Origin of the sequence: Klebsiella aerogenes (assembly GCA_029027985.1) — a bacterium.
GTDB classification, from domain to species: domain Bacteria; phylum Pseudomonadota; class Gammaproteobacteria; order Enterobacterales; family Enterobacteriaceae; genus Klebsiella; species Klebsiella aerogenes_A.
The window spans coordinates 4817188-4837322 of sequence record CP119076.1 but is presented as its reverse complement, the minus strand read 5'-3'; the positions used below and the strand labels follow the sequence as shown (position 1 = coordinate 4837322).

20 protein-coding genes are annotated in these 20135 nt (G+C 55.7%); 15 read left to right on the top strand and 5 right to left on the bottom strand.

The genetic code is table 11. From position 1 onward, the window contains the following. Positions 1 to 77 precede the first annotated feature (77 nt). Positions 78 to 698, bottom strand: a complete 621-nt coding sequence (gene rhtB, locus PYR66_22915; protein ID WEF28070.1) for a homoserine/homoserine lactone efflux protein — start codon at positions 696 to 698, stop codon at positions 78 to 80. A gap of 109 nt (positions 699 to 807) precedes the next feature. Here rhtB and pldB point away from each other — a divergent pair, with 109 nt between their 5' ends. The 3 genes from pldB to PYR66_22900 all read left to right on the top strand — a co-directional run bounded on the left by pldB (position 808) and on the right by PYR66_22900 (position 3633). Beyond that, positions 808 to 1800 carry a lysophospholipase L2 gene (gene pldB, locus PYR66_22910; GenBank protein WEF28069.1) on the top strand — a complete coding sequence of 331 codons (993 nt, stop codon included), beginning with the start codon at positions 808 to 810 and terminating at the stop codon, positions 1798 to 1800. A 44-nt stretch (positions 1801 to 1844) separates the two neighbouring features. Continuing rightward, positions 1845 to 2645, top strand: a complete 801-nt coding sequence (yigL, locus tag PYR66_22905; GenBank protein ID WEF28068.1) for a sugar/pyridoxal phosphate phosphatase YigL — start codon at positions 1845 to 1847, stop codon at positions 2643 to 2645. An 88-nt stretch (positions 2646 to 2733) separates the two neighbouring features. Further along, positions 2734 to 3633 carry a carboxylate/amino acid/amine transporter gene (locus PYR66_22900; protein WEF28067.1) on the top strand — a complete coding sequence of 300 codons (900 nt, stop codon included), beginning with the start codon at positions 2734 to 2736 and terminating at the stop codon, positions 3631 to 3633. Here the strand turns inward: PYR66_22900 and metR are convergent. Further along, positions 3521 to 4474 (bottom strand): HTH-type transcriptional regulator MetR, encoded by a 954-nt coding sequence (metR, locus tag PYR66_22895; GenBank protein ID WEF28066.1) that lies wholly within the window; start codon positions 4472 to 4474, stop codon positions 3521 to 3523. The genes PYR66_22900 and metR overlap by 113 nt on opposite strands. A 125-nt stretch (positions 4475 to 4599) precedes the next feature. Between metR and metE the strand changes: the two genes are divergently transcribed. Further along, complete coding sequence (gene metE / locus PYR66_22890) at positions 4600 to 6864, top strand: 5-methyltetrahydropteroyltriglutamate--homocysteine S-methyltransferase (GenBank protein WEF28065.1); 2265 nt, start codon at positions 4600 to 4602, stop codon at positions 6862 to 6864. Positions 6865 to 6929: 65 nt separating this feature from the next. Here metE and PYR66_22885 read toward each other — a convergent pair whose 3' ends face one another. Beyond that, positions 6930 to 7742: a dienelactone hydrolase family protein gene (locus PYR66_22885; GenBank protein ID WEF28064.1), complete on the bottom strand. Its 813-nt coding sequence runs from the start codon at positions 7740 to 7742 to the stop codon at positions 6930 to 6932. A 266-nt stretch (positions 7743 to 8008) separates the two neighbouring features. Here PYR66_22885 and udp point away from each other — a divergent pair, with 266 nt between their 5' ends. The 9 genes from udp (at position 8009) to tatD (ending at position 15963) form a co-directional block, all read left to right on the top strand. Then, positions 8009 to 8770: a uridine phosphorylase gene (gene udp, locus PYR66_22880; protein WEF28063.1), complete on the top strand. Its 762-nt coding sequence runs from the start codon at positions 8009 to 8011 to the stop codon at positions 8768 to 8770. A 136-nt stretch (positions 8771 to 8906) separates the two neighbouring features. Then, positions 8907 to 10355 carry a DNA recombination protein RmuC gene (rmuC, locus tag PYR66_22875; GenBank protein ID WEF28062.1) on the top strand — a complete coding sequence of 483 codons (1449 nt, stop codon included), beginning with the start codon at positions 8907 to 8909 and terminating at the stop codon, positions 10353 to 10355. 70 nt (positions 10356 to 10425) lie between these two features. Continuing rightward, complete coding sequence (gene ubiE / locus PYR66_22870) at positions 10426 to 11181, top strand: bifunctional demethylmenaquinone methyltransferase/2-methoxy-6-polyprenyl-1,4-benzoquinol methylase UbiE (protein ID WEF28061.1); 756 nt, start codon at positions 10426 to 10428, stop codon at positions 11179 to 11181. A gap of 13 nt (positions 11182 to 11194) precedes the next feature. Then, positions 11195 to 11800: an SCP2 domain-containing protein gene (locus tag PYR66_22865; GenBank protein ID WEF28060.1), complete on the top strand. Its 606-nt coding sequence runs from the start codon at positions 11195 to 11197 to the stop codon at positions 11798 to 11800. After that, positions 11797 to 13437 (top strand): ubiquinone biosynthesis regulatory protein kinase UbiB, encoded by a 1641-nt coding sequence (gene ubiB, locus PYR66_22860; GenBank protein WEF28059.1) that lies wholly within the window; start codon positions 11797 to 11799, stop codon positions 13435 to 13437. Before PYR66_22865 ends, ubiB begins: the two co-directional genes overlap by 4 nt. A gap of 131 nt (positions 13438 to 13568) precedes the next feature. Further along, the gene (gene tatA, locus PYR66_22855; GenBank protein ID WEF28058.1) at positions 13569 to 13820 is read left to right on the top strand and encodes a Sec-independent protein translocase subunit TatA; all 252 of its coding nucleotides are present in this window, start codon (positions 13569 to 13571) and stop codon (positions 13818 to 13820) included. Positions 13821 to 13823: 3 nt separating this feature from the next. Next, positions 13824 to 14360 carry a Sec-independent protein translocase protein TatB gene (gene tatB, locus PYR66_22850; GenBank protein ID WEF28057.1) on the top strand — a complete coding sequence of 179 codons (537 nt, stop codon included), beginning with the start codon at positions 13824 to 13826 and terminating at the stop codon, positions 14358 to 14360. A 2-nt stretch (positions 14361 to 14362) separates the two neighbouring features. Continuing rightward, a complete protein-coding gene (gene tatC / locus PYR66_22845) occupies positions 14363 to 15139 on the top strand; it encodes a Sec-independent protein translocase subunit TatC (protein WEF28056.1) in 777 nt (258 codons plus the stop codon). A 29-nt stretch (positions 15140 to 15168) separates the two neighbouring features. Then, positions 15169 to 15963 (top strand): 3'-5' ssDNA/RNA exonuclease TatD, encoded by a 795-nt coding sequence (gene tatD, locus PYR66_22840; GenBank protein ID WEF28055.1) that lies wholly within the window; start codon positions 15169 to 15171, stop codon positions 15961 to 15963. An 8-nt stretch (positions 15964 to 15971) separates the two neighbouring features. Here tatD and rfaH read toward each other — a convergent pair whose 3' ends face one another. Further along, complete coding sequence (gene rfaH / locus PYR66_22835; protein WEF28054.1) at positions 15972 to 16460, bottom strand: transcription/translation regulatory transformer protein RfaH; 489 nt, start codon at positions 16458 to 16460, stop codon at positions 15972 to 15974. 177 nt (positions 16461 to 16637) lie between these two features. Between rfaH and ubiD the strand changes: the two genes are divergently transcribed. Together ubiD and fre are read left to right on the top strand one after the other, a co-directional pair. Continuing rightward, positions 16638 to 18107 (top strand): 4-hydroxy-3-polyprenylbenzoate decarboxylase, encoded by a 1470-nt coding sequence (gene ubiD, locus PYR66_22830; protein ID WEF28053.1) that lies wholly within the window; start codon positions 16638 to 16640, stop codon positions 18105 to 18107. A 55-nt stretch (positions 18108 to 18162) separates the two neighbouring features. Beyond that, positions 18163 to 18864, top strand: coding sequence for an NAD(P)H-flavin reductase (gene fre, locus PYR66_22825; GenBank protein WEF28052.1), 702 nt, complete (start codon positions 18163 to 18165; stop codon positions 18862 to 18864). 106 nt (positions 18865 to 18970) lie between these two features. Here the strand turns inward: fre and fadA are convergent, their stop codons facing one another. Beyond that, a complete protein-coding gene (fadA, locus tag PYR66_22820) occupies positions 18971 to 20134 on the bottom strand; it encodes an acetyl-CoA C-acyltransferase FadA (GenBank protein WEF28051.1) in 1164 nt (387 codons plus the stop codon). Position 20135: the final 1 nt, after the last annotated feature.

Below are 20135 nucleotides of genomic sequence, written 5' to 3'. Positions count from 1 at the left end.
GCTTTGCGTGCCTGCCCGCATCAGGCGGCGACGCTGCCCGCAACCAGAACCGCACCGTGCGAGCGCGGTTCCAGATCTCATGCGTGACGAGCGGAAGCGAGCAGAGCGCCCACCAGCATAAACAGCGAACCAAAGATTTTATTCAATGCCTTCATCTGCTTCGGTCCCTTAATCCAGGCGGCAATGCGCTGTGCCAGCGTCGCGTAACCGATCATCACGATGATATCGACGACGATGGTGGTGACGCCGAGTACCAGATACTGCATTACCTGAGGCTGGTGAGGAACAATGAACTGCGGGAACAGAGCGGCGAGGAAGACGATGCTTTTTGGGTTGGTCAGGTTGACGAACACTGCGCGTTTATAGAGCTTACCGCGGCTCTGAGTCTTCGCCAACGTATTCAGATCGATAGCCCCCGCTGCTCGCCACTGCTGAATCCCCAGCCAGATAAGATAAGCCGCGCCCGCCCATTTCAACACTTCGAATGCCATCACCGAGCGTGAGAAGAGGGTGCCGAGACCGACGCCGACCAGCACGATATGAATGGCCAGCCCGCTTTGCAGGCCGGCAATAGAAGCCGCCGCGCCGCGATAGCCGTGGTTGATGGATGTGGTCATGGTATTGATCGCGCCGGAACCCGGCGACAGGCTGAGAATGATTGATGTCAGCAGATAAGCGAACCACCACTCGAAGGTCATGAGAATCTCCCTGATTGTCTATTTTTATGCCACAATACGCTATTGCATCAGTATTGTGTGATGTGCGACAAAAAAACGATTTTTAGCGGTTAACAGGGGTGTAAACCCGATGTTTGGGCAGCAAAAGGACTGGGACACACGAGAAAACGCGTTTGCGGCCTTTACCATGGGGCCGCTGACGGATTTCTGGCATCAGCGGGAAGAAGCTGAATTTACGGGCGTCGATAAAGTTTCGGTACGCTTTGTGCGTTTTTGCGCCGCAAATAACGACCGGCTAGTGGTCATTTGTCCCGGGCGCATCGAAAGCTACGTCAAGTACGCGGAACTGGCCTACGATCTGTTCCACAGCGGCTTTGACGTGATGATTATCGATCACCGCGGCCAGGGGCGCTCCGGAAGGTTGCTGTCCGATACCCACCGCGGCCACGTTGTGCACTTTAGCGATTATGTTGATGACCTGGCGGCGCTTTGGCAGCAGGAAGTGATTCCCGGGCATTGGCGTAAGCGTTTTATTCTCGCCCATTCAATGGGGGGAGCGATCGCCACGCTGTTCTTGCAGCGTCACCGGCAGCATTGCGACGCTATCGCCTTATGCGCGCCGATGTTCGGTATTATCATGCGCCTACCGGATTGGATGGTACGACACATTCTCGATTGGGCTGAGGGCCATCAGCGCATTCGCGAAGAGTATGCCATCGGCACCGGCCGCTGGCGGGCGCTGCCATTTACGCTCAATGTGCTAACCCACAGTCGCCAGCGCTACCGCCGCAATTTGCGCTTTTATGCCGACGATCCGCAGTTGCGCGTCGGCGGGCCCACTTACCATTGGGTCCGCGAAGGTATTCTCGCCGGAGAAGAGATACTCACCGGCGTCGAAAAAGATACGACCCCGACGCTGTTGATTCAGGCACAAGATGAACGAGTGGTCGATAACCTGATGCATGACCGCTATTGTGAATTGCGGGCCGCTGCCGGACACCCTTGCGAAGGCGACAAGCCACTCGTCATAGAAGGGGCATACCATGAGATCCTTTTTGAAAAGGACGCTATGCGCTCAGTCGCGCTAAATGCCATCGTCGAGTTCTTCAATCGACATACTTAATCCGACGATACATCTCGTCGCCCTGCTTAGAGGTTAAATTTTTTATGTACCAGGTTGTTGCGTCTGATTTAGATGGCACACTGCTTTCTCCCGACCATTTCCTGACCCCGTATGCCAAAGAGACGCTGAAGCTGCTCACGGCGCGCGGTATCAATTTTGTTTTCGCCACCGGCCGCCACTACATCGACGTCGGACAGATCCGCGATAATCTCGGTATCAAGTCGTACATGATCACCTCCAATGGCGCACGCGTGCATGACAGCGAGGGCAAGCAAATCTTTGCCCATAACCTCGATCGCGATATCGCCACTGATTTGTTTGAGATGGTGCGTAACGATACGAAAATTGTGACCAACGTTTATCGTGAAGATGAATGGTTTATGAACCGCCATCGCCCGGAAGAGATGCGTTTTTTCAAAGAAGCGGTGTTTAACTATAAGCTTTATGAGCCGGGCGAACTGGACGCGGATGGTATCAGCAAAGTCTTCTTCACCTGTGAAGATCATGAACATCTGCTGCCGCTGGAACAGGCAATCAACGCGCGCTGGGGCGATCGCGTGAACGTGAGTTTCTCTACGCTAACCTGCCTGGAAGTGATGGCTGGCGGCGTCTCGAAGGGCCATGCGCTGGAAGCGGTCGCGAAAATGCTTGGTTACAGCCTCAAAGATTGCATCGCCTTTGGCGACGGCATGAACGATGCGGAAATGCTGTCGATGGCCGGCAAAGGCTGCATCATGGCGAACGCCCACCAGCGGCTGAAGGATTTGCATCCGGAACTGGAAGTGATTGGCAGCAACGCTGATGATGCTGTACCGCACTACCTGCGTAAGTTATACCTCGATTGATAAAGATTGACGACTGGCTAATAACTGGTCAGTCGTCAACCTCACTCTCCGCTACAATGCGTATTCTTTATCCAACGAGACGACCATTGTGGCGCTATTAATTATCACCACTATCCTGTGGGCCTTTTCTTTTAGCCTGATAGGCGAATACCTTGCCGGTAGCGTCGATAGCTATTTCTCCGTGCTGATGCGCGTGGGCCTGGCGGCGCTAGTGTTCTTGCCTTTCCTGCGCACGCGCGGTCAGTCTCCGCGAACCATCGTGCTCTATATACTGGTTGGGGCGATGCAGCTTGGCATCATGTATTTGCTGGCTTTTCACGCTTATCTCTACCTGACGGTCTCAGAGTTTTTGTTGTTTACCGTTTTTACTCCGCTGTACATCACCCTGATTTACGATCTGATCAGTGGACGTCGGCTGCGCTGGGGTTATCTGCTCAGCGCTGGGTTAGCGGTGTTGGGGGCGGCGATTATTCGCTATGACAAAGTCAGCGATCACTTCTGGACCGGGTTGTTGCTGGTACAGTTGTCGAACATCTGCTTTGCCATCGGCATGGTGGGCTACAAGCGTCTGATGGAGGTGCGCCCAATGCCGCAGCGCAATGCGTTTGCCTGGTTCTATGTCGGGGCGTTTATCGTGGCGGCCACGGCGTGGCTTATGTTGGGTAATCCGCAAAGGTTGCCGACTACCGGCCTGCAGTGGGGCATTCTGGTTTGGCTGGGGGTCGTCGCTTCCGGGCTGGGCTACTTCATGTGGAACTACGGCGCGACGCAGGTGGATGCCGGTACGCTGGGGATCATGAATAATGTTCACATCCCCGCCGGGCTGCTGGTTAACCTGGCCATCTGGCAGGAGCAGCCTCACTGGCCGAGCTTTATTATTGGCGCGCTGGTAATCCTGGCTTCGCTATGGGTCCATCGCCGCTGGGTCGCTCCGCACTCCGCACAAACGGTAGATGATCGCAAGCGTGGTTCCGCGCTGAGCGAATAAACGCTTCCGTCACCGGCTGGCGCTGCTCGCCATCGCGCACTGCGGCGTACAGTCGGCTCCACAGACCTTCCCCCAGGGTTTTGGTTACGATCAGACCCTGGCGTTCAAAGCTTTCCACCACCCAGTGCGGTAGTGCGGCGATGCCCATTCGCGCGGCGACCATCTGAATCAGCAGCAGCGTATTATCGACACTTTTCAACTGCGGGCTGATCCCCGCCGGTTGTAGGAAGTGGCGCCAGATATCCAGGCGCCCGCGCTGTACCGGATAAATGAGCAATGTCTCGGATGCCAGATCCTCCGGGGAGATGCGGCTTTTTGCCGCCAGCGGGTGTTCCGGCGCCAGCACCAGGCGAACTTCATAATCAAACATCGGCGAGTAGTGCAGGCCACTGCGCGGCAAGATGTCTGAGGTCATCACCAGATCCAGCTCGCCCTGCTGCAGGGCGGGCTGCGGATCAAAGGTAACGCCGGACTGAAAATCGACTTCCACCAGCGGCCAGCGGGTGCGGAAACTCTCCAGCGCCGGGGTCAGCCACTGAATACAGCTATGACATTCAATCGCCAGGCGCAGGCGGGTTTGCTGCGGCTCATTGCAGTCCTGCAGTGCGCGGGTAATTTGCGGCAACACCTGGTTGGCCAACTGCAGCAGGATTTCTCCTTGCGGCGTAAAGCGCAGCGGCTGGCTTTTACGCACAAACAGACGGAAGCCAAGGCGCTGTTCCAGATCGCTGAACTGGTGGGACAGGGCTGACTGAGTTTGATGCAGGGCTGCCGCCGCGCCTGCCAGCGAGCCGCTGTTCCGCAACGCTTGTAGCGTTTTCAGGTGTTTAATTTCGATCATGAATGTCCTTCACTTCGGCATGAATAATTTGCGCTTGAGGAATATACAGTACCTTTCCATTATGGATGTGTAAACATCTGGATGGCTAAAATATTTGGATTGATAATTAATTAGAGGAAGAACACATGACCATTATTAATCACACCCTCGGTTTTCCTCGCGTTGGCCTTCGCCGCGAGCTAAAAAAAGCGCAAGAGAGCTATTGGGCGGGTAACGCCACTCGTGAAGAGCTGCTGGCGGTAGGCCGCGAGCTGCGTGCTCGCCACTGGGAGCAGCAGAAACAGGCAGGCGTTGACCTGCTGCCAGTGGGCGATTTCGCCTGGTACGACCATGTTCTGACCACCAGCCTGCTACTGGGCAACGTGCCGGCTCGTCATCAGAACAAAGACGGCTCCATCGATATCGATACGCTGTTCCGCATTGGCCGCGGACGTGCGCCGACCGGCGAGCCGGCCGCCGCTGCGGAAATGACCAAGTGGTTTAATACCAACTATCACTACATGGTGCCGGAATTTGTACAAGGCCAGCAGTTCAAGCTGGCCTGGACCCAACTGCTGGACGAAGTGGATGAAGCGCAGGCGCTGGGCCACAAGGTTAAACCCGTACTGCTGGGGCCGGTAACTTATCTGTGGCTGGGGAAAGTAAAAGGCGAACAGTTTGACCGCCTGAGTTTGCTAAACGACATCCTGCCGGTTTACCAGCAGGTGCTGAGCGAACTGGCGAAACGCGGTATTGAGTGGGTACAGATTGATGAGCCAGCGCTGGTGCTGGAGCTGCCGCCAGCGTGGCTGGATGCCTTTAAACCGGCTTATGATGCCCTACAGGGTCAGGTAAAACTGCTGCTGACCACCTATTTCGAAGGGATTACCGCCAACCTCGACACTATTACTGCGTTGCCAGTACAAGGTTTGCACGTCGATCTGGTTCACGGTAAAGATGATGTCGCCGAACTGCATAAACGCTTGCCGGCTCACTGGCTGCTGTCTGCGGGCTTGATCAATGGCCGCAATGTCTGGCGCGCCGATTTAACAGAAAAATATACACAAATTAAAGGTATCGTCGGTAAACGTGATTTGTGGATAGCGTCATCCTGCTCTCTGTTGCACAGCCCGATCGACCTGAGCGTCGAGACCCGTCTTGATGCGGAAGTGAAGAGCTGGTTTGCCTTCGCCCTGCAAAAATGTAGCGAACTGGCGCTGCTGCGCGATGCGCTGAACAGCGGCAATACGGCGGAGATTGAGGCGTGGAGCGTGCCGATCCAGGCTCGTCGCCATTCGGCTCGCGTACATAATGCGGCGGTGGAAAAACGCCTGGCGGCGATTACCGCTCAGGACAGCCAGCGCGCCAGCCCTTATGCCGTGCGTGCGCAGGCGCAGCGTAATCGTTTTAACCTACCGGCATGGCCAACGACGACCATCGGTTCATTCCCGCAGACGACCGAAATCCGCAGCCTGCGTCTGGATTTCAAGAAGGGTAACCTTGACGCCAACCACTATCGCACCGGCATTGCAGAGCATATCAAGCAGGCGATCGTTGAGCAGGAGCGTTTAGGTTTAGATGTCCTGGTGCACGGTGAAGCCGAACGTAATGACATGGTGGAATACTTCGGCGAACATCTGGATGGTTTTATCTTCACGCAAAACGGTTGGGTACAGAGCTATGGCTCCCGCTGCGTGAAGCCGCCGGTGGTCATCGGTGATGTCAGCCGTCCGGAAGCGATTACCGTCGAATGGGCGAAGTATGCGCAATCCCTGACTGACAAGCCGGTGAAAGGCATGTTGACCGGTCCGGTAACTATTCTGTGCTGGTCCTTCCCGCGCGAAGATGTCAGCCGTGAAACCATCGCCAGACAGATTGCGCTGGCGTTGCGTGATGAAGTGGCGGATCTGGAGGCGGCGGGTATCGGCATTATCCAGATTGATGAACCGGCGCTACGTGAAGGCCTACCGCTGAAGCGCAGCGACTGGGATGCTTATCTGCAGTGGGGCGTCGAAGTCTTCCGCATCAATGCTGCGGTTGCTAAAGACGACACCCAGATCCACACCCATATGTGTTATTGCGAATTCAATGACATCATGGATTCCATCGCCGCGCTGGATGCCGATGTGATTACCATTGAAACCTCGCGTTCCGATATGGAACTGCTGGAGTCGTTTGAAGAGTTCGAGTATCCGAACGAAATCGGTCCTGGCGTATATGATATTCACTCACCAAATGTACCGAGCGTGGAATGGATTGAAGCGCTGTTGGAAAAGGCCGCGCAGCGTATCCCGGCGGAACGCCTGTGGGTTAACCCGGATTGCGGCCTGAAAACCCGCGGCTGGCCGGAAACCCGCGCCGCGTTGGCGAACATGGTTAAAGCGGCGCAGAACCTGCGCGAATCCGCCTGATAGCCACGCGGAAAGCACAAGAGGAGGCCATGGCCTCCTCTTTTTCGTCTTCGTCCCCTGGCGGGTTAGCCTTTTTTACCGCCGTACTGGGCAAACCAGGCCAGCATCCGCTGCCAGCCGTCTTTCGCTGATTCCTCATGGTAGCTGGCGCGATAGTCGGCGTTAAACGCGTGGTCGGCTTCGGGATAGACCACGATCTCAGCCTTCGCGTTGGCCGCGCGTAGCGCCTGGCGCATGGTTTCAACGCTCTCCTGCGAGATGCCCGCATCTTTCCCGCCGTACAGGCCAAGCACCGGGGCGTTGAGGTCGATGGCGATATCCACTGGATGCTTCGGCGAATTCAGCGATTTCTCCCCTACCAGTTTGCCATACCAGGCCACTGCGGCTTTAAGTTGCGGATTATGCGCGGCATACAGCCAGGAGATACGTCCGCCCCAGCAAAAACCGGTGATCAGCAGACGATGGGCATCGCCACCGTGGCGCGCTGCCCAGCTGGCAACGTGGTCGAGATCCGCCAATACCTGCGCGTCCGGTACTTTAGTGACCAGTTCTTTAAACAGGGTAGGGATATCGTTGTACTCATTAGGATCGCCCTGGCGGAAGTAGAGCTCTGGGGCGATGGCCAGATAGCCTTCCTGCGCCAGGCGGCGACAAAGATCGCGAATATGTTCATGTACGCCGAAAATTTCCTGCACCACAATAACGATCGGCAGCGGGCCGTCGGCGTTTTTCGGTCGGGCGTGGTAGGCCGGCATATTCTCGCCCTGAGAAGGGATCGAGGTTTCTCCGGCGGTAATGTGCTCCTCCGGCGTATGAACGGCGGTAGAAGCATGCGGCGAGGCTGCAGGTGCGAATCCGGGTTGCTTGGTTGTGGTCATGGTATTCTCCGTACCCTTATTTATTAGCGCATCGATAAATATAGACTCTTTAGGCTGAACGTTAATAAGGCACAGTGCCTGAAAGCGGCTATCTTTTGTTCTGTGACTGCGAATATAACTTGTTAATGTGATGTGAATCACTATTTGTTGAAAAACAAATGCAATCATTGTTGCGCATGGTGACTGTCATCACAAAAATAAGCTAATGGCTTCGGTAAAGTACGGTTTTGCTTCTGCTGATAATTCGACCCACAGAGGAGTTTTTTATGTCCAAGTCTGATGTTTTTCATCTCGGCCTCACCAAAAACGATTTACAAGGGGCTACGCTGGCTATCGTCCCTGGCGATCCGGAGCGTGTGGAAAAGATCGCCGCGCTGATGGATAAGCCGGTTAAGCTGGCATCTCATCGCGAATTTACCTCCTGGCGCGCTGAGCTGGACGGCAAACCGGTGATTGTTTGCTCTACCGGTATCGGCGGCCCGTCGACCTCTATCGCTGTGGAAGAACTGGCGCAGTTGGGGGTTCGTACCTTCCTGCGTATCGGCACCACCGGCGCCATTCAGCCGCATATCAACGTTGGCGATGTATTGGTCACCACCGGTTCTGTTCGCCTGGACGGCGCCAGCCTGCACTTCGCGCCGATGGAATTCCCGGCCGTCGCTGACTTTGCCTGCACCACCGCGCTGGTGGAAGCGGCAAAATCAATCGGCGCGACTACGCATATCGGCGTCACCGCGTCTTCTGACACCTTCTACCCGGGCCAGGAGCGTTACGATACCTTCTCTGGCCGCGTTGTTAGCCGTTTCAAAGGTTCGATGGAAGAGTGGCAGGCAATGGGCGTGATGAACTATGAAATGGAATCCGCCACGCTGTTAACCATGTGCGCCAGCCAGGGCTTGCGCGCCGGGATGGTGGCAGGGGTTATCGTTAACCGTACCCAGCAAGAGATCCCTAACGCAGAAACCATGAAGCAAACCGAAAGCCACGCGGTGAAAATTGTCGTGGAAGCGGCGCGTCGTCTGCTGTAATTTTTCCTTACTCTCAATGAAGGCCGGGTCTCCCGGCTTTTTTTTTGCGTAGCGCCTCGCAGGAAATTCCTTTTCAACTGGACGTTTGTACAGCACAATTCTATTTTGTGCCGTAAGTGGTTGCCGGGGAGGCGTTGTGGATATCTCTATTGTGATAAGCGCCGTGGTGGCGCTGGCGGCAGGGTTAATCGTAGGGTGGCTGGCGACGAAAGCCCGTGCCGACCAAATCCGCGCCGATCTCATTGAAGAGCGTCGCGAACTGGATATCGAACTCAGCGCCGCGCGCCAGCAGCTGGTGCAAGAGTCCCACTGGCGTGACGAATGCGAGCTGCTGAACAATGAGCTGCGCAGCCTGCGCGATATCAATACCTCGCTGGAGGCCGACCTGCGTGAAGTCACCACCCGTCTGGACTCCACTCAATTGCACGCGGAAGATAAGATTCGTCAGATGGTGAACAGCGAGCAGCGCCTGAGCGAGCAGTTCGAAAACCTGGCTAACCGTATATTCGAACGCAGCAACCGCCGGGTTGATGAGCAAAACCGCCAGAGCCTGCATGGCTTGCTGACGCCGCTGCGTGAGCAGCTTGACGGATTCCGTCGCCAGGTGCAGGACAGCTTTGGGCAGGAGGCGCGCGAACGCCACACCCTGGCGCACGAAATCCGTAACCTGCAACAGCTGAATGCGCAGATGGCGCAAGAGGCGTTGAACCTGACGAAGGCACTGAAGGGCGATAACAAAACCCAGGGCAACTGGGGGGAAGTAGTCTTAACCCGTGTGCTGGAGGCCTCCGGTTTGCGCGAAGGCTATGAGTATCAAACCCAGGTCAGTATTGAGACCGATAACCGTTCGCGGATGCAGCCGGACGTTATCGTGCGTTTGCCGCAGGGCAAAGATGTGGTTATTGACGCCAAAATGACCCTCGTCGCCTATGAGCGTTACTTCAACGCCGAGGATGATTACACCCGCGAAGCGGCGCTGCAGGAGCATCTTGCCTCGGTGCGTAACCATATTCGCCTGTTGGGGCGAAAAGATTATCAGCAGCTGCCAGGGTTACGCTCGCTCGATTATGTGCTGATGTTTATCCCCGTCGAACCGGCGTTCCTGTTGGCTATCGATCGTCAGCCCGAGCTTATCAGCGAGGCGCTGAAGAATAATATTATGCTGGTCAGCCCGACGACTCTGCTGGTGGCGCTGCGCACCATCGCCAATCTGTGGCGTTATGAGCACCAAAGCCGCAACGCGCAGAAAATCGCCGAGCGCGCCGGGCGCTTGTACGACAAAATGCGGCTATTCGTTGATGACATGTCGGCTATCGGTCAAAGCCTTGATAAAGCGCAGGATAACTATCGTCAGGCGATGAAAAAGCTCGCCTCCGGGCGCGGCAACCTGTTGGTGCAGGCCGAGGCGTTCCGCGGTCTGGGCGTTGAGGTTAAACGCGGGATTAATCCTGATTTAGTTGAGCAGGCCATGGCGCAGGATGACGAATACCGTCTTGAGGAAGATGAAAATTCGCCGCAGGAAGACGCATTTAGCGCCGATTCCGTTCCTGACGCGCGAGCGAACGAGCACGTCAGGCCAAGCTGAACCGTATGGGAAATGGCCTGAATCTGTTACACTCGCTGAACATTTTCTTGATAGGTAAGCGGGCATAGAGATGGTTGAGGATTCACAAGAAACGACGCATTTTGGCTTTCAGACGGTAGCCAAAGAGCAGAAGGCGGACATGGTGGCGCATGTATTCCATTCTGTCGCTGCAAAATATGATGTGATGAACGATTTGATGTCGTTCGGTATTCATCGCTTGTGGAAGCGCTTCACCATCGACTGCAGCGGCGTGCGCCGTGGGCAGACTGTGCTGGATCTGGCGGGCGGCACCGGTGACCTGACGGCGAAGTTCTCCCGTTTGGTTGGCGAAACCGGCCGCGTTATGCTTGCCGATATCAACGATTCGATGCTCAAAATGGGCCGCGAAAAGCTGCGCAACATTGGTATCGTTGGCAACGTCGAGTACGTTCAAGCCAACGCCGAAGCGCTGCCATTCGCCGATAACACCTTTGACTGCATCACCATTTCCTTTGGCCTGCGTAACGTCACCGATAAGGACAAAGCGCTGCGCTCGATGTACCGCGTACTGAAGCCCGGCGGACGCCTGCTGGTGCTGGAGTTCTCCAAGCCGATTCTCGATCCGCTGAGCAAAGCCTACGACGCTTACTCCTTCCATGTACTGCCGAAAGTTGGCGAACTGGTAGCGAACGATGCAGAAAGCTATCGCTATCTGGCAGAATCCATCCGTATGCACCCCGATCAGGACACCCTGAAAGACATGATGCAGGAAGCCGGTTTTGAAAGCGTCGATTACTACAACCTGACGGCAGGTATCGTCGCGCTACACCGCGGCTATAAGTTCTGACAGGAGGGACGTTATGCCTTTCGCACCACTGGTTACTGCCGGTATTGAAACGGTTCTGAATACTTTTCTCTGGCGCGATCGCGCGCTCAAGCCGGCGCGTCAGCGCCTGCTGGGGAAAGTCCTGCGTGTAGAGCTTAAAGAGCTATCGGCGCCTGTTGTGCTGGCTTATAGCGAGCAGCAAATCGACGTGCTTGGCGCATGGGAAGGCGAGGCCGACTGTACCGTCATTACCCGTCTGAGCGTGCTGCCGCAGCTGCGCAACCGCCAACAGCTGACCGCGTTGATTCGCAGCGGCGATCTGGAAGTGCAGGGTGACCTGCAGGTTGTGCAGAATATGGTGTCGCTGTGCGATCTAGCGGAGTTCGACCCGGCAGAATTGCTGGCGCCGTATACCGGCGATATCGTGGCGGAAGGCGTTAGCAAAGTCCTGCGCGGCGGCGCTCGTTTCCTGCTGAAGGGCGTGCAGAGCCAACAGCGTTATGTCGCCGAAGCGATTACTGAAGAGTGGCGATTGGCGCCGGGCCCGCTGGAAATGGCCTGGTTTGCTGAAGAGTCTGCTGCCGTAGAACGTACGCTGGCCGCACTGGAAAAACGGCTGGAAACGCTGGAGGGCAAATGACGCCAGGAGAATTACGGCGCCTGTATTTTATCGTCCGCACCTTTTTGAGTTACGGGCTCGATGAGCTCATTCCCAAAATGCGTATCACGCTGCCGCTGCGTATCTGGCGGCGAATGTTGTTCTGGATGCCGAATCGCCACAAAGAAAAACCGCTCGGTGAACGCTTACGGCTGGCGCTGCAGGAACTGGGGCCGGTATGGATTAAGTTTGGCCAGATGCTTTCTACCCGCCGTGACTTGTTCCCGCCGCAAATCGCCGATCAGCTGGCGTTGTTGCAGGACCGCGTCGCGCCTTTCGACGGCAAACTGGCTAAGCAACAGATCGAGCAAGCTATGGGCGGACTGCCCGTCGAAGCCTGGTTCGACGATTTCGACATTGAGCCGCTGGCGTCCGCGTCTATTGCTCAGGTACATACCGCGCGTCTGAAAGATAACGGCAAAGAAGTGGTCATCAAGGTGATCCGCCCGGATATCCTGCCGATCATTAAAGCGGACATGAAGTTGATCTACCGCCTGGCGCGTTGGGTTCCTCTCCTGCTGCCGGATGGCCGCCGTTTGCGTCCGCAGGAAGTCGTCCGCGAATATGAAAAAACGCTGATGGACGAACTGAACCTGCTGCGCGAGTCCGCTAATGCGATTCAACTACGACGCAACTTCGAAGAGAGCCCGATGCTCTACGTGCCGGAAGTGTATTCCGACTACTGTAGCGAAGGTATGATGGTGATGGAACGGATCTACGGCATCCCGGTCTCAGACGTCGAGGCGCTGGAAGCGCAGGGCACCAACATGCAGTTGCTGGCGGAGCGCGGTGTACAGGTCTTCTTTACTCAGGTTTTCCGCGACAGTTTCTTCCATGCCGACATGCACCCGGGCAATATTTTCGTGAGCTACGATCATCCGGAAAATCCGCAATATATCGGTATTGACTGTGGTATCGTCGGCTCTCTGAATAAAGACGATAAGCGCTATCTGGCGGAAAACTTCATTGCTTTCTTCAATCGAGATTACCGTAAGGTTGCCGAGCTGCATGTGGATTCCGGTTGGGTTCCGCCTGATACCAATGTCGAAGAGTTCGAATTTGCCATTCGCACGGTTTGCGAGCCTATCTTTGAGAAGCCGCTGGCGGAAATCTCCTTTGGCCATGTGCTGTTGAATCTGTTTAATACCGCCCGCCGTTTCAATATGGAAGTGCAACCGCAGCTGGTTTTGCTTCAGAAGACATTACTTTACGTAGAAGGGGTAGGCCGTCAGCTCTATCCTCAGTTAGACTTGTGGAAAACGGCGAAACCTTTTCTTGAGTCGTGGATTAAGGATCAGGTTGGTATTCCTGCGCTGGTGCGTGCGTTTAAAGAAAAAGCGCCGTTCTGGATTGAGCGGATGCCGGAAATACCTGAGCTGGTGTACCAAAGCTTGCAGCAGAGCAAACAGCTGCAGACCAGCGTCGATACCATCATGCGCGACGTCCAGGTGCGACACGTTCGCCAGGGACAGTCCCGCTATCTGTTTGGTATAGGCGCCGTTTTGCTTTTAAGCGGTACGCTGTTATTTATCCACCGCCCGGAGTGGGGCATGATGCCAGGCTGGCTGATGGCTGGCGGCGTGGTGACCTGGCTTATGGGCTGGCGAAAGACGCGCTGAGGGGTTTCGCGTTTATCCTGGCGCATTGATTCTTGCGCGAAGTCATGTGAGCGGCCTGACAGAGAGGCGGCTCACCGGATGACGTGTATAATGCGCTCTCATTATTCATCATCTGTCATAGGGGAACGTGTATGGGTGGTATCAGTATTTGGCAGTTGTTAATTGTTGTCGTCATCGTAGTTCTGCTTTTCGGGACGAAGAAGCTGAGCTCGCTGGGGTCGGATTTAGGCGCATCGATCAAAGGCTTTAAAAAGGCCATGGGCGATGATGAAAAGTCAGAGAAATCCACGCCAGATGCAGATTTTGCAGCGAAGACTATCGCTGATAAACAAGATGATGCAAAGAAAGACGAGACAAAACGCCACGACAAAGAGCAGGTGTAATTCGTGTTCGATATCGGTTTTAGTGAACTATTGCTGGTGTTCGTGATTGGCCTCATCGTATTGGGGCCACAGCGACTACCTGTTGCCGTTAAAACGGTGGCTGGCTGGATCCGGACGTTGCGCTCGCTGGCGACCACGGTACAAAATGAGCTTGCCCAGGAGCTAAAACTGCAGGAGTTTCAGGAGAGCCTGAAGAAGGTGGAGAAGGCCAGTCTGGATAACCTGACCCCGGAGTTAAAAGCCTCGATGGATGAACTGCGCGAAGCGGCCGAATCCATGAAGCGTTCCTATACCGCCCACGATCCTGAGAAAGCAAGCGACGAAGCGAACACCATCCATAACCCGGTGGTCGAAGGCAGCGAAGCGCAACGCCAGGATGTCACGCCGGCTACGGCTGAACACCAGGCCAGCGCCCCGGTTCATACGCCGGAAACCGCTGTCGATGAGCAACCCGCTTCGCCGGCTGAAGTTCCGGCGGCCAAAGAAAAAGCCGCCGCGGCAGCGCCAGATTCTTCCCCCGCATCGAGTGATAAACCGTAAAAATGGGCGTAGACGATACTCAACCGCTAATTTCACATCTGATTGAGCTGCGTAAGCGCCTGCTCAACAGTATTATTGCTATCCTGGTGATCTTCCTGGCGCTGGTTTATTTCGCCAATGATATCTATCAGTTGGTGTCTGCTCCGCTTATCAGCAAAATGCCGGTAGGCGCGACGATGATCGCCACGGATGTCGCCTCTCCATTCTTCACGCCGATCAAACTGACCTTTATGGTGTCAGTGATCCTGTCGGTTCCGGTCATTTTGTACCAGGTGTGGGCCTTTATCGCCCCGGCGTTGTACAAACATGAACGCCGCCTGGTGATGCCGCTGTTGGTCTCCAGCACGCTGCTGTTCTATATCGGGATGGCTTTTGCCTACTTCGTGGTCTTCCCGCTGGCATTCGGCTTCCTGACCCATGCCGCGCCGGAAGGAGTACTGGTTTCCACCGATATCCGCAGCTATCTCGATTTTGTCATGGCGCTGTTTATGGCCTTTGGTGTGTCGTTTGAAGTACCGGTCGCTATCGTCCTGCTGTGTTGGATGGGGGTGACAACGCCGGAAGACTTACGTAAAAAACGGCCCTATGTCCTGGTGGGCGCTTTCGTTGTCGGTATGCTGCTGACGCCGCCGGACGTATTCTCGCAAACGTTGTTGGCGATCCCAATGTACTTGCTGTTCGAAGTCGGGGTATTCTTTGCCCGTTTCTACACCGGCAAGCGCCTGACGCGTGATGAAGATGCCGCCGCTGAAGAGGCGGAGCACAAAGAAGAGTCATAATATCAACCGCCCGTCAGGGCGGTTGTCATATGGGAGTCGAGATGTTTGATATTGGCGTGAACCTGACCAGCTCGCAGTTTGCCCGCGACCACGATGAGGTGGTGGCGCGCGCCCAGGTAGCAGGGGTCCACGGGATGCTGCTGACCGGCACCAATCTGCATGAGAGTCAGCAGGCGCAAAAGTTAGCCAGCCGCTACGCCAACTGCTGGTCTACTGCGGGCGTCCATCCGCACGATAGCAGCACCTGGACTGAGTCGGTCGCCGATGACATTCATTCGTTGGCCCGCGAGCCGCAGGTGGTGGCGATTGGCGAGTGCGGTCTCGACTTCAACCGTAATTTTTCAACGCCGCAAGAGCAGGAGAAGGCGTTTAGCGCCCAATTGGCGCTGGCGGCCGAGCTGTCGATGCCGGTATTTTTACATTGCCGCGATGCCCATGAGCGTTTTCTGGCGCTGCTGAAACCCTGGCTGGATAAGCTGCCTGGCGCCGTTTTGCATTGCTTTACCGGTAGCCGCGCGGAAGTCCGTGAATGTCTGGATCGCGGGTTATTCATTGGTATTACCGGTTGGGTGTGCGATGAGCGGCGCGGTCTGGAGCTACGTGAGCTGCTGCCGGATATTCCGGCGGATTGTTTGCTGCTGGAGACCGACGCGCCATATCTGTTGCCACGCGACATGAAACCAAAGCCCTCCTCGCGGCGTAATGAACCCGCTTATCTGCCGCATATTCTGGCAAGCGTTGCGGGTTGGCGCGGCGAGGAAGCGCAATGGCTGGAAGAGGTTACGGATGCGAACGTCAGGAAGCTATTTGGCGTGCGCTTTTAACCGCACCATCAAATTTTATAGAAGTCGGTATTTTTAACGCTTTGCAGGACCTGCTTGTTGAGGAGGTTGAGCAACAACATAGAGCGGGCTTCACCATCGGGTTCGGTGAAGATAGCCTGCAGGCCTTCAAAAGCGCCGTCGGTGATCAACACGTTGTCGCCTTCATGGGGCGTTTCCGGGTCGGTTATCCCTTCCGGCTTATAGATGGAAAGCTGGTGAATAACCTCTGAGGGCACCATGGCAGGTTGCGCGCCGAAGCGTACAAAGCTGTTCACCCCGCGTGTTGCGCTGATGGTGGTGGTATGGATAACTTCCGGATCGAATTCGACGAACAGATAGTTCGGGAACAAAGGCTCGCTGACCGTGGTGCGTTTACCGCGGATGATTTTTTCCAGCGCGATCGTCGGCATCAGACAATTGACTGCCTGACGTTCAAGGTGTTCCTGGGCGCGTTGAAGCTGCCCACGTTTGCAATAAAGTAAGTACCAGGCTTGCATAATAACTCTTTCCGCTTTACTACCTGCAAGCATAACAAAAGCCCGGAACAATCGCGAAAACCATTGTAAGCGGAAGCGTAAATAGCATGTTCTTTTACGCTAATTTAACAAAAGTACAGCATCGTTGCGGCGAAAATCGTATAATCAGCCGCTTGTATAGAGGTCAATAATAACTCCATGAAATACCACGATCTACGCGACTTTCTGACATTACTTGAGCAGCAGGGCGAACTGAAACGGATAACGTTGCCGGTCGATCCGCACCTGGAAATTACTGAAATTGCCGATCGCACTTTGCGTGCTGGCGGCCCGGCGCTGTTGTTTGAAAACCCGAAAGGCTACTCGATGCCGGTGCTGTGCAACCTGTTCGGCACCCCGCGTCGCGTGGCGTTGGGTATGGGCCAGGAGGATGTCAGCTCGCTGCGGGAAGTGGGGAAATTATTGGCCTTCCTGAAAGAGCCAGAGCCGCCAAAAGGCTTCCGCGACCTGTTTGATAAGCTTCCGCAGTTCAAACAGGTGCTGAATATGCCGACCAAACGCCTGCGCGGCGCGCCTTGTCAGCAAAAAATCATCCAGGGCGATGATGTCGACCTCAGCACCATCCCGATTATGACCTGCTGGCCGGAAGATGCCGCGCCGCTGATTACCTGGGGGCTGACGGTGACTCGTGGGCCGCACAAAGAGCGGCAGAATCTGGGTATTTATCGCCAGCAGCTGATCGGCAAAAACAAACTCATTATGCGTTGGTTATCCCACCGCGGCGGCGCCCTGGATTTTCAGGAGTGGTGTGCGGCGCATCCCGGCGAGCGCTTCCCGGTTTCCGTCGCGCTTGGCGCCGATCCGGCCACCATTCTCGGCGCGGTGACGCCGGTTCCCGATACGTTGTCGGAATATGCCTTTGCAGGCCTGCTGCGTGGAACCAAGACCGAAGTGGTGAAGTGCGTCTCCAACGACCTGGAAGTGCCGGCTAGCGCAGAGATTGTGCTCGAAGGCTACATTGAGGCGGGGGAAATGGCGCCAGAAGGTCCTTATGGCGACCACACCGGTTATTACAATGAAGTGGACAGCTTCCCGGTCTTTACGGTGACCCACATTACCCAGCGCGAAGATGCGATTTATCATTCAACCTACACCGGTCGTCCGCCGGATGAACCTGCGGTGCTGGGCGTGGCGCTGAATGAAGTCTTCGTGCCGATTCTGCAAAAACAGTTCCCGGAAATCGTCGACTTCTATCTGCCGCCGGAAGGGTGTTCTTATCGTCTGGCGGTGGTCACCATGAAAAAGCAGTATGCAGGCCATGCCAAGCGCGTGATGATGGGCGTCTGGTCGTTCCTGCGTCAGTTCATGTACACCAAATTCGTGATTGTCTGCGATGACGACGTTAACGCGCGTGACTGGAACGATGTGATTTGGGCGATTACTACCCGTATGGACCCGGCTCGTGATACGGTACTGGTAGAAAATACGCCAATAGATTATCTGGATTTTGCCTCGCCGGTTTCCGGCCTGGGTTCAAAAATGGGGCTGGATGCCACAAATAAATGGCCTGGCGAAACCCAGCGTGAATGGGGTCGTCCAATCAAAAAAGATCCTGAGGTGACGGCACGCATCGACGCCATCTGGGATGAACTGGCCATCTTTAAATAACAGTAAGCGGGGCTAACGCCGCTGTTTTGCTCTATAGACCCGACAGAGGGGACGCATGACAACCTTAAGCTGTAAAGTGACCTCGGTGGAGGCGATTACCGATACCGTATATCGTGTTCGATTAGTACCGGAAGCGGCATTCTCTTTCCGCGCTGGCCAGTATCTGATGGTGGTGATGGATGAGCGCGACAAACGTCCGTTCTCTATGGCTTCTACGCCGTCGGAACACGAGTTTATCGAGCTGCATATCGGCGCCTCCGAACTCAATCTGTATGCGATGGCGGTCATGGATCGCATCCTGAAAGAGCGTGAAATTGAGGTTGATATTCCGCATGGCGAAGCCTGGCTGCGCGATGATGAAGACCGTCCGCTGATCCTGATCGCTGGCGGCACCGGTTTCTCTTATGTGCGTTCTATTCTGTTAACTGCGCTGGCGCGTAATCCGAACCGTGATATCGCTATCTACTGGGGCGGACGCGAGGCCAAGCACCTGTACGATTTAGCCGAGCTGGAAGCGTTAAGTGTGAAGCATCCGAATCTGCGCATCGAACCGGTTGTCGAGCAGCCGGAAGAAGGATGGCGCGGCCGTTCCGGAACCGTGTTGACTGCCGTGCTGCAGGACTACGGTACGCTGGCGGAGCATGATATCTATATCGCCGGACGTTTTGAGATGGCTAAGATTGCCCGCGATCTGTTCTGCAATGAACGCGGCGCGCGCGAAGATCGCCTGTTCGGCGATGCATTTGCCTTTATCTGAAAATAAAAAACCCGCCCCTGACAGGCGGGAAGAACGGCAACTAAACCCCCTCTAATTCCATTATTGCCTGTTGGCTGGCAGGCAATAATGGCGTCGAGCTTTTTACTTACACCCGCTCAAACACGGTGGCGATCCCCTGTCCTAAGCCGATACACATGGTGGCCAGACCAAACTGGGCATCACTGCGTTCCATCTGATTGATCAACGTGGTGCTGATTCTCGCCCCGGAACAACCCAGCGGATGGCCGAGCGCGATCGCGCCGCCATTGAGGTTGATCTTCTCGTCAATCTGTTCCATCAGCCCCAGATCTTTAATACATGGCAGGATCTGCGCGGCAAACGCTTCATTCATTTCAAAGACATCGATATCGCTGGCGGATAACCCGGCTTTTTTCAGCGCCAGCTTTGATGCCGGAACCGGGCCATAACCCATAATCGATGGGTCGCAGCCGACCACAGCCATTGAACGGACGCGAGCGCGTGGTTTCAGCCCCAGTTCGCGGGCGCGGCTTTCACTCATCAACAACATCGCCGCTGCACCATCGGAAAGGGCGGAAGAGGTTCCCGCTGTCACCGTGCCGGTAACCGGATCGAAAGCGGGTCTCAATGCCGCCAGCGCCTCGACGGTCGTTTCCGGGCGGATCACTTCGTCATAGTTGAAGGATTTCAGCACGCCATCGGCATCGTGTCCGCCAGTTGGGATAATCTCTGCTTTGAATGCGCCGGACTGCGTTGCTGCCCAGGCGCGAGCGTGGGAGCGAGCGGCGAACTGATCCTGCATTTCACGGCTGATGCCGTGTAGACGCGCCAGCATCTCTGCCGTCAGGCCCATCATACCGGCGGCTTTCGCCACGTTGCGGCTCAGGCCTGGGTGGAAATCGACGCCGTGGCTCATTGGCACGTGGCCCATGTGTTCAACGCCGCCAATCAGGCAAATGCTGGCATCGCCGGTCATAATCATGCGCGCCGCATCGTGCAGCGCCTGCATTGATGACCCACACAGGCGGTTAACCGTGGTCGCTGGTACCGAGTGCGGGATCTCCGCCAGTAGCGCGGCGTTACGCGCAATATTGAAACCCTGCTCCAGCGTTTGTTGTACGCAGCCCCAGTAAATATCGTCAATCGCGCTCGCCTCAAGAGACGGGTTACGCGAAAGCAGGCTTCGCATCAGGTGCGCGGAGAGATCTTCCGCGCGCACGTTGCGAAAGGCGCCGCCCTTTGAACGGCCCATCGGGGTGCGAATTGCATCGACAATGACAACCTGTTCCATT